The sequence below is a fragment of the Pyrobaculum sp. genome, assembly GCF_049971835.1.
GTDB lineage: Archaea > Thermoproteota > Thermoprotei > Thermoproteales > Thermoproteaceae > Pyrobaculum.
Genome location: NZ_JBMFKV010000098.1, coordinates 1 through 8,054 on the forward strand (window position 1 = coordinate 1; position 8,054 = coordinate 8,054).

The following is an 8,054-nucleotide window of genomic DNA, read 5'->3' on the forward strand; positions in this document are numbered from 1 at the left end:
CCACCCAGCGACGCCATGAGCAGAGTCCTCAACGCGGCGAACTCCCCCAGAGGCTCCACCCTCAGCGCTATATACCTAGGCCTCGACTGCGACGGCAGAAGCACCACGGGGCCCAGAGAGGCGACAAACTGGCGGTACCGCACCTCAACCCTCAACGGCCTCTCCAACTTCACCAGAGTAATGTGGGGCTTCACCGGCACCACACCCTCAAACGGCCTCAGCGGGTGGATCGGCGGGAGTACCCCATATATGTACGACATACTACACGTAGTACAGCTCCCCTCTCTCCTTCTGCTCCCTGTCGAGTGCAGACCCCGGCTTGTTCAGCCTCGGCCTCCCTGACCTCACGTCGCGTCTAAACGAGGCGTCCGCCCACTTTAGGAACATATTCATGCCCGTCCTCATATCCGTCGGCCCGGGGGAGCGCCCCCTGACGCCGGGCTCTCCGATAAACGGCATAATAGCGTTAGACATGTAGTCAAGCATCGCGATGTCGTGCTCCACGATGAGGGCCGCCACCTCGCTCTCCTCAATTATCCGCCTAATTGTGCGGGCCACCGTTATCCTCTGCTCCACGTCGAGGTAGGCCATCGGCTCGTCCAAGACGTAGAGATCGGCCTTCTTCAACAGCGCAGACGCCACCACAACCCGCTGGAGCTCCCCGCCCGAGAGCTCCCCCATCCTCCGCTCGAGGAGAGGCGCCAGGTTGAAGCCGCTGTTCAAATCCGGCCAAATCGGGTTCTCCGAGTAGTCTCCCACCTGCTGGGCCAGCCAGAGGCCCACCGGGACGTCCTGGTTCTTCACGGCGATGTCGCGGATGTACTGCGGCTTGTAGCTGACCCGGGGAGTTGCGTTGACGGCCCCCCTGAGGGGCTTCAGCTCCCCCACGAGCACCTTTAGAAATGTCGTCTTGCCGATGCCGTTTGGGCCCACCACGCCGACCACCTCGCCCTTGGCTATGTACGACGCCGACACCTCCAGCTGGAAGCCCCCCAGGTCCACGTAGAGGTCCTCCCACTCCACCAGCCTCACCGCCTTCCCGCTCTTCCTCTCCGGCGGACGTAGCTCAAACTTAATGGGGCGGTCCCTAATCCGCATGTTCTCCGACGAGATGTAGCCCGCCAGGTATTCGTTAATCGCCTCGCGGGCCCCCGAGGGGTGCGAGACGATGCCGTACGCCCCGGGCTTCCCGTAGACAATAACTATGTTGTCCGCGAGGAAGTCGAGCACTGTCAAGTCGTGCTCCACCACCAACACGTATTTGTTCTGGGTGTAGTCCCTGACGGCGTCCGCCACCTTCATCCTCTCCACTATGTCGAGGTGAGTCGCCGGCTCGTCAAATATATACACATCCACGTCTTTGGAGAGGGCCGCGGCTATGGCCAGCTTCTGAAGCTCACCCCCCGACAGCTTGTCGACCTCCCTCCCCGACAGCTTGTCCAGCCCAAGCCTCCTGGCCAGCTCCTCCTTGACGCCGGCCTTTTTCAACACCTCCCCCACGGTGCCCTTGAGGTAAAGCGGAATCAGCTCGATGTACTGAATCTTATGCACAGCCCTCAGCCTGCCGCCGTAGAGCTCCGAGAAGTACGTCTGGAGCTCCGTCCCCCTAAACTGCCTAATCACCTCCTCCCTAGACCCGCCGGCCTCCCCACACAGATTGGGAACAAGCTCCCCGGCGAGTATCTTAGCCATCGTCGTCTTCCCAAGGGCGTTCCTCCCCAGTACCCCCACTATCTTCCCCCTCCTCAGCATGGGGAGGCGGTAGAGCTTAAACCCACTCGGCCCGTACCTGTGGACACAGTCCCTCTCCAGCTCGTCCGGCAGGTTGACGATTGTAATGGCCTGGAACGGGCACTTGTGCACACATATCCCACAGCCAATGCAGAGAGCCTCGGAGATCACCGCCTTCTTCAACTGGTCGTCGATCCAAACCACCTTCCCCGTCCTGTTTACGGGGCAGTACTTCACACACTCCTGGCCGCACTTCCTAGGCTGACACGCATCTCTATCAACAACCGCGACGCGAACCACGCGCCACGTTACGACGTGCTATAAATCTATTCTCTCTTCAAGTCTTTAGACATGTGTCCAGCGCGGCGCACACGGGCTCTAGGTACATCTAGCCGTCTAGGGCGCCGCTGTGCGCGCCGGCGTGGGGCATGGGAGGAGGTTTATAAGTCGGTGGATTTGTCTGTCTGTGATGTGCTGTCCCTTGTCTGATTGGGTGACGACGTACGCCACAGCCTGAGGGAGTAGGCTTTTATGCCGATTTTGCGTAGGCTTTCGGCTACGTCTAGGCTTAGCCCTCCGCTGTAGCAGTAGAATACGTATGTCTTGTCGCGCCCTAGTTTGTCCACGAGCGTGAGGACGTCGTCGACGTCTGTCCTGATGGCGCCGGGGAGGTGCCACCTCCTGTACGCCTCCTGGTCTCTCAGGTCGACGACGACGGCGTCGCTGGGGACCGCGTCTATTTCCAGGTCGCGGGGCGGCGAGAGGCTCTTTACGAAGTCCTCGAGTTCTCTCTTCTTTACCACCCTCGCGCTATCCACCACCTCGGCTACGGCATCGTGGAGGGCTAGGTCGATCTCCTCTACCTCTTCCCTTCTTGCCCACTTTCTCGGCTTTCTGCTGAACACGGCGCAGTACTCGGGCATCTTTACCGAGGCTTCGTAGGTGCCGATTTTCTGCGCTATTTTGACGATCTCGTCTTTGTCCATGCCGATGAGCGGCCTCAGCACCGGCATGCCGATCCCGGCCTCCACGGCGGCGAGGGCCTGGAGCGTCTGCGAAGAGACCTGGCCCAGTGACTCCCCCGTCACAAGCGCCGTGGCCTTTACCCGCTTCGCTACCTCGGCGCCTATTTTGTAGAGGGCGCGTTTAAACGCTATGTTCCACAGCCCCTCCCTGACCCCCCTCCGTAGCGCGCGGGCAACGGGGCCGCAGTCGGCAACCACGACGCGGGCATTGTAGCCGTATGACCACGACAGGAGGCGCCTAATCACCTCTAAGGCGTGGAGGAGCGCAAGTGTGCCTCCCAGGTTGCAGTAGAAGACGTCGACGTGGGCCCCTCTCCGCATCAGCATCCACGCGGCGACAGGGGAGTCGATCCCGCCCGACACCAGCGCCAGGACCTTCCCCTCGGAGCCCAGCGGCAGGCCCCCGGGGCCCTCCACAACCTCGGTGTAGAAATAGGCCCTCCTCCCCCTAACCTCGACAAAGAGCTCCACCTCCGGCCTCTCCAAGTCGACCGAGCCGCCGGAGGCCACGAGGGCCGAGCCGACCGCCGCCGCCACGTCCAGCGACTTGAAGAGGTGCTCCCCGACTCTGTGCACCCTCACGGCGAACCTCCTCCCGACGACGAGGCCTCCCCAGATCTGCTTCGCATACGCCGCGATGTCGTCAAGCCCTGAGAACTCCGCCACGTGGGCTGGGCTCACCGACTTAACGCCGAATACCCTCGACAGTGCCTTCTTTAGGCACTCCACGTCTCCCCAGGCGTAGAGCCTGCCTGGCTCCCTTTCGAATCTGGCGCCTCCGCACTCCCCCGCCGCCTCCCCCGCCGCCCTCATCAAAAGCCTCTCCATCTCCATCCTGGTGTACCCCCTCTTTACGGTCAGCTCGCCGTATCTAACAATAACGAGCATATCCACATTGAGTCTCCCTCCACTGGCTAATTATATTTATGGCGGCGAACCTCGGGGCGGGGAGGAGGTCAGAGATAGCCGTAGTCTCGAAAGAGGCGCTCCATTGAGAAGATCTCTCTAAAGCTTCTGTAAGTGTTGAAGGCCACCTCCCAGTACCTCCCGCTTGCATAGGCGTCGAGTGCCTCTTCTACCTTCCGCCTGAATTCGCCGTATTCTCTCTGGTCTATTTCTGCGCTGTCTAGTGGGAGGAGTCTGTCTCTGTCTTCGCCGAAGAGCCAGCCATTCCACCCGTCTTTTACGGCTTCGGGCACCGCGCCGTCGCGGGAGGCTACGGACGGCACTCCGTTGACGCCGGCTTTCATGAAGGAGGTGCCGCTGGCTTCCCAGCCGCTGAAGGGCGTGAAGAGCCAGATGTCGGAGGCCCAGATGATCAGCCTGGCTGTGTCGGCGTCGAGGTCGGGGAAGTAGTACACGTTGTCCACGGACCCCGCCGCCTCCTTGAACTTTTTCATCATCTCGACCCCGTAGTGGTCTGCTGGGTGGGCCCGGCCCCCGAGTATGAACAAGACGTCTCTATCGATGTCTTCTATTAGCTGGAGGGCGTAGTGGGGCCTTTTGTAGTGGGTGAGCCTCCTGGCCCAGGACATCACCACCTTTCCCGTGGCCTCTATGCCGAGGGCGCGCAGAGCCTCCCTCTTGACCTCCTCCCTGGCTCTCCTCAGCTCCTCGGGGCTTTCCACTTTTCTTAGCCTTGGGTGCTCCCACCGCGGTATCTCTACGGCGTTTGTCACGGGCTTTATCTTGTGGCAGTGGTGGGGGAAGGTGTTGCAGGCGAGCTTCACCATTTTCCTCGACACCACTATGCCGCCGGAGGTCATCGCCAAGCCGAGTTCGGTGAGGACCACGGGCTCCATGGCCATGTCGAAGCCGAACTCGTCTCTGAAGAACCTCCTGGAGAAGGTGGGGTGGCCCCAGGGCGCGGGGGTGTGTATCACAAGCCTCGCCTTGTCGTGGCGCCTGAAGAAGAGGGCCAGGACTGTGTACGCCTCTTGCAGGTCTAGGTACCTCACCCTGTCCCAGCCGATGTACCTCTCCACGTAGTCGACTGCGGCCTTCGCCAGTATGACGTATTTGTAGAACCTGTCCGCCTCAGTATCCTCCCGGTAGAGCCTCCGCGCCGCCTTGGCGGCCCACTCGGGCTTCTCCACGTTTATGAAAACCGCAGTCGCCGTCCCCAGCTGGTATGTGAGGTAGGAGAGGATCACCTTGTCGCCTCTCACCTGGATCTCCGCGCCGCCCACGCGTCGAAGCTCTTCCATAGTGTTCCCCTCGGACGCGGCGACCAGCTCGCCGTTCTCCTCTCTGTAGGTCACGTAGCCCTCTGGGTAGTACAGCGTTATCGCGGTGTAGGGCACGCCGAGCCTGGCCGCTGCGTAGAACTTGTCGCCCTCCAACACGCCGAGACCGCCGGCGAAGTTCCTAAAGCGCCCGATCGCCAGTTCGGGTGTGATGGATACTATCACGCCCCGGGGCGGGGCCCCCTTTTTAAAACTTACAGCTCGATGAACCTCCCAAGTTGCTCGGCAACGTAGCCCAGGCCGAGCCTCTCCAGCGTCTTCTGGGTGGGTACGCCTCTGGCGTCCCAGCCGCGGATTTCGTAGTAGTAGTCGAGTAGCTTGTTGTAGCTGTCGTAGTCTAGGTGGGCCCCCTTCAGCGGGCCTCTGGAGAGCGGTTGCTTGAACCACTTTTTGGGGGGCGTGTCCATCTCGCGGTTCCACCAGCCGTATTCCCTAATCCAGAAGGCTCTTATCAACGCGTATATCCTGTCGCCCACTTCGTTGAAGTAGTCGGGGGTGGCGTCTAGGCCGGTGGCCGCCTTGAAGAGCTTTGGGTACCAGTCGAGGGATAGGCCGACCTCCACCCACGGGAGGCGGCAACCGACGAAGGTCTCGAACCATCCGCCTCTAATCCTCTGGAGCTCCACGACCTTAGCCGCCTTCTCTCTTGTATAGCCCATGCGATCCGTCTTGACCTCCCAGGATATTACCCAAGCGTCTTTGTGGTGGGCGCCGATGGGCGACGTGGCGTAGGCCAGCGCCATGGCGGGGGCGGCGTGGCAGTCGTAGGCGCTCACCTCGAGGCCCTTTACATGTATTGCAAAGTCCTCGCCGCCTATCCTTTCGGATATCCGCTTGACGCCCTCGGCGAGGAGGTCGCCGACCCCCCTCCTGTAGGCCGTGTCGTACGCCAACTGCCTCGCCGCCTCGTAGTCCCCCCACTCCACCACGAAGCCCAGCTTGTCCTCCAAGCCTCTTTCAGAGGCCTCCATTACAAAGCCGAGGACGTTGCCCAGCGAGATGGTGTCCATCCCCATGGTGTCGGCTATTCTGTTCAGCTCGGCGATCTTCTGCAGATCCCCGATGCCGAGGTTGGAGCCCAGCATGGCTATGTTCTCGTAGTCGACCTCCACAGTGCCCGACTCGGCTGGGACCCAGTGGCCGCAGGCCATGAAGCAGAGCGGGCAGGCCTTGAGGTCGGTCTCGAGCTTCTCCACCATGGCGCCTCCGATTTTGTTAAACTCGTCGAACTGGCCCTCCGTGTAGTTGTAGGTCGGCAGTACGCTGGCCTCCTGTGCCCACTCCACCGTCGAGTTGGTCCCCTGCCTCATCCAGAAGCTGTAGCTCGGGCTGGAGGACCCCTCCTTGACGGCCTCCACGGCCAGCTTCTGGTACTGCGCCTTGTCGGCCAGCGGGATTTCCCCCTTGCCTCTCACCACCACGGCCTTGAGGTTTTTGGAGCCCATCACTGCGCCCATCCCAGGCCTGCCCCCCGAGCGGCCTTTGTGCGACACCACGGTGGCAAACCTAACGAGGTTCTCGCCAGCGGGGCCGATGGTCACAACCGCCGCGTCCCTCCCGTGGATTTTCTGCAACTTCTCCTCCACAGCCCACGCGTTAAGGCCCCAGTAATCCCCCGCGTCCAGGATCTCCACCTTGTCGCCGTCTATGAAGATGTAGACCGGCCTCTCAGCCCTGCCCTCCACAACTAGGGCGTCGTAGCCGGCCTTTCTGAGATTAACCGCCGCCCAGCTCCCGATATTCCCGTCGCCGTACCCACCTGTGAGAGGGCTCTTGGCGGCTACTACAAGCTTGCCGAAGTTAGGCCCTGGCAAACCTGTGAGAGGACCCGCGGCGAATATCAGCTTGTTATGTGGCGAAAGGGGGTCCACCCCCGGGGGGAGCTCATCCCACAGAATCTTCGCCGCCAGCCCCCGCCCCCCTATGAAGTCCCTCGCCACCGCTGGGTCAAGCCTCTGTACAACCCACTTCCTCTTTGTAAGATTAACACGGAGTATCGAGCCCTGCCAACCCGGCATAAGCCCCCCGCACTCTTGTAGTTATAAATATACCTCTATATAGAGGCTCGACGTATTGGGGCCAAATGCCAGACGTCTAGATATACACCGGCTTGAACAACTCAACACAGCCCAACGGCTCTGCAAACTGGCTCCGGCCTCATCAGCGCCTCCAGCGCGCCGCCCGTAAGGCGTATCTGCCTCGACGCTCTATACCACTTATCTACCCCCAGGGCCTTCAGCACCGCCGCCGTTCTAATGTAGTCGGCCTCGCGCCACCGGCGTATATGTTTATATAACCACTAGCCTGCCGCTGGATTTGTAGAACTTCGCTCGCCGCCACGGTCTCCCGCCAGCCCTCTAACAACCTGGCCCGCATCTTTGCCACAGTGTTCTCTCCGCTCGCCGCGCCCCACGCCGACCTCCACCGCCTTTATACGCGTCTTCGGCCTTCTGCCCTCCACCTGCCTATCGAAGGGCGGTTTTCTTGTGTTGTGAGATCCGCCGCGGGGCGGGTGGGCGCCGGGGGGCTACATCCGGCTTTCACATGGCGGAGATCCGGTGTCTATGTGGCGGGGTGGGGGAGGGGGGTGGACGGCGTCGTGGCCAGCCGCCGAGTACTTAAATACGTGTGTCTCGGGGGTTGTATGGACGTTGTATTTTTCTTTGAGGTGCACCAGCCGCGTCGGCTTAGGCCCGACCTCCACAGGGTTTTCCCCAGAAGGCCTAGGGAGGAGGAGATTTTCTACGAGGAGCTCGACGGGCACATCTTCCGCCGGGTGTCTGACAGGGTTTATAGAAAAGCTACTAAGATTCTAATCGACGCGTCGAGGGAGATCCCCGGCTTTAAGGTCACATTCAGCGTAAGCGGCTTGGCCTTGGAGCAGTTCCGGAGGTGGGCTCCAGACGTGCTGGATCTGTTCCGGGAGCTGGTGTCGAGAGAAGTGGCCGAATTCGCCGCGCAGACCTACTACCACAGCTTGGCGTGGTTCGTAGACCGCGGCGAGTTTAGAGAACAGGTGGAGATGCAAGTTAAGGCTGTAGAGGAGCTCGTC

Annotated in this window: 5 protein-coding genes and 2 pseudogenes; 1 reads left to right on the forward strand and 6 read right to left on the reverse strand. The window is 61.2% G+C overall.

Annotated elements, in window-relative coordinates:
* The 6 genes and pseudogenes from ACP5J3_RS09005 to ACP5J3_RS09030 all read right to left on the reverse strand — a co-directional run.
* Nucleotides 1-260: pseudogene (locus ACP5J3_RS09005) on the reverse strand (2'-5' RNA ligase family protein); the annotation flags it as partial.
* A 1-nt stretch (nt 261) separates the two neighbouring features.
* The gene (locus ACP5J3_RS09010; protein WP_428495382.1) at nt 262-2,031 is read right to left on the reverse strand and encodes a ribosome biogenesis/translation initiation ATPase RLI; all 1,770 of its coding nucleotides are present in this window, start codon (nt 2,029-2,031) and stop codon (nt 262-264) included.
* Nucleotides 2,032-2,171: 140 nt separating this feature from the next.
* On the reverse strand, nt 2,172-3,644 hold the full coding sequence (thiI, locus tag ACP5J3_RS09015) for a tRNA uracil 4-sulfurtransferase ThiI (RefSeq protein ID WP_428495386.1): 1,473 nt from the start codon (nt 3,642-3,644) through the stop codon (nt 2,172-2,174).
* A gap of 68 nt (nt 3,645-3,712) precedes the next feature.
* On the reverse strand, nt 3,713-5,167 hold the full coding sequence (locus ACP5J3_RS09020; protein ID WP_428495383.1) for a glycosyltransferase: 1,455 nt from the start codon (nt 5,165-5,167) through the stop codon (nt 3,713-3,715).
* A 29-nt stretch (nt 5,168-5,196) separates the two neighbouring features.
* Entirely contained in the window at nt 5,197-7,020 is a 1,824-nt protein-coding gene (locus ACP5J3_RS09025) for an aldehyde ferredoxin oxidoreductase family protein (RefSeq protein WP_428495384.1), read from the reverse strand.
* Nucleotides 7,021-7,121: 101 nt separating this feature from the next.
* A complete protein-coding gene (locus tag ACP5J3_RS09030; RefSeq protein WP_428495385.1) occupies nt 7,122-7,244 on the reverse strand; it encodes a hypothetical protein in 123 nt (40 codons plus the stop codon).
* Nucleotides 7,245-7,646: 402 nt separating this feature from the next.
* Here ACP5J3_RS09030 and ACP5J3_RS09035 point away from each other — a divergent pair.
* Nucleotides 7,647-8,054: pseudogene (locus ACP5J3_RS09035) on the forward strand (alpha-amylase); the annotation flags it as partial.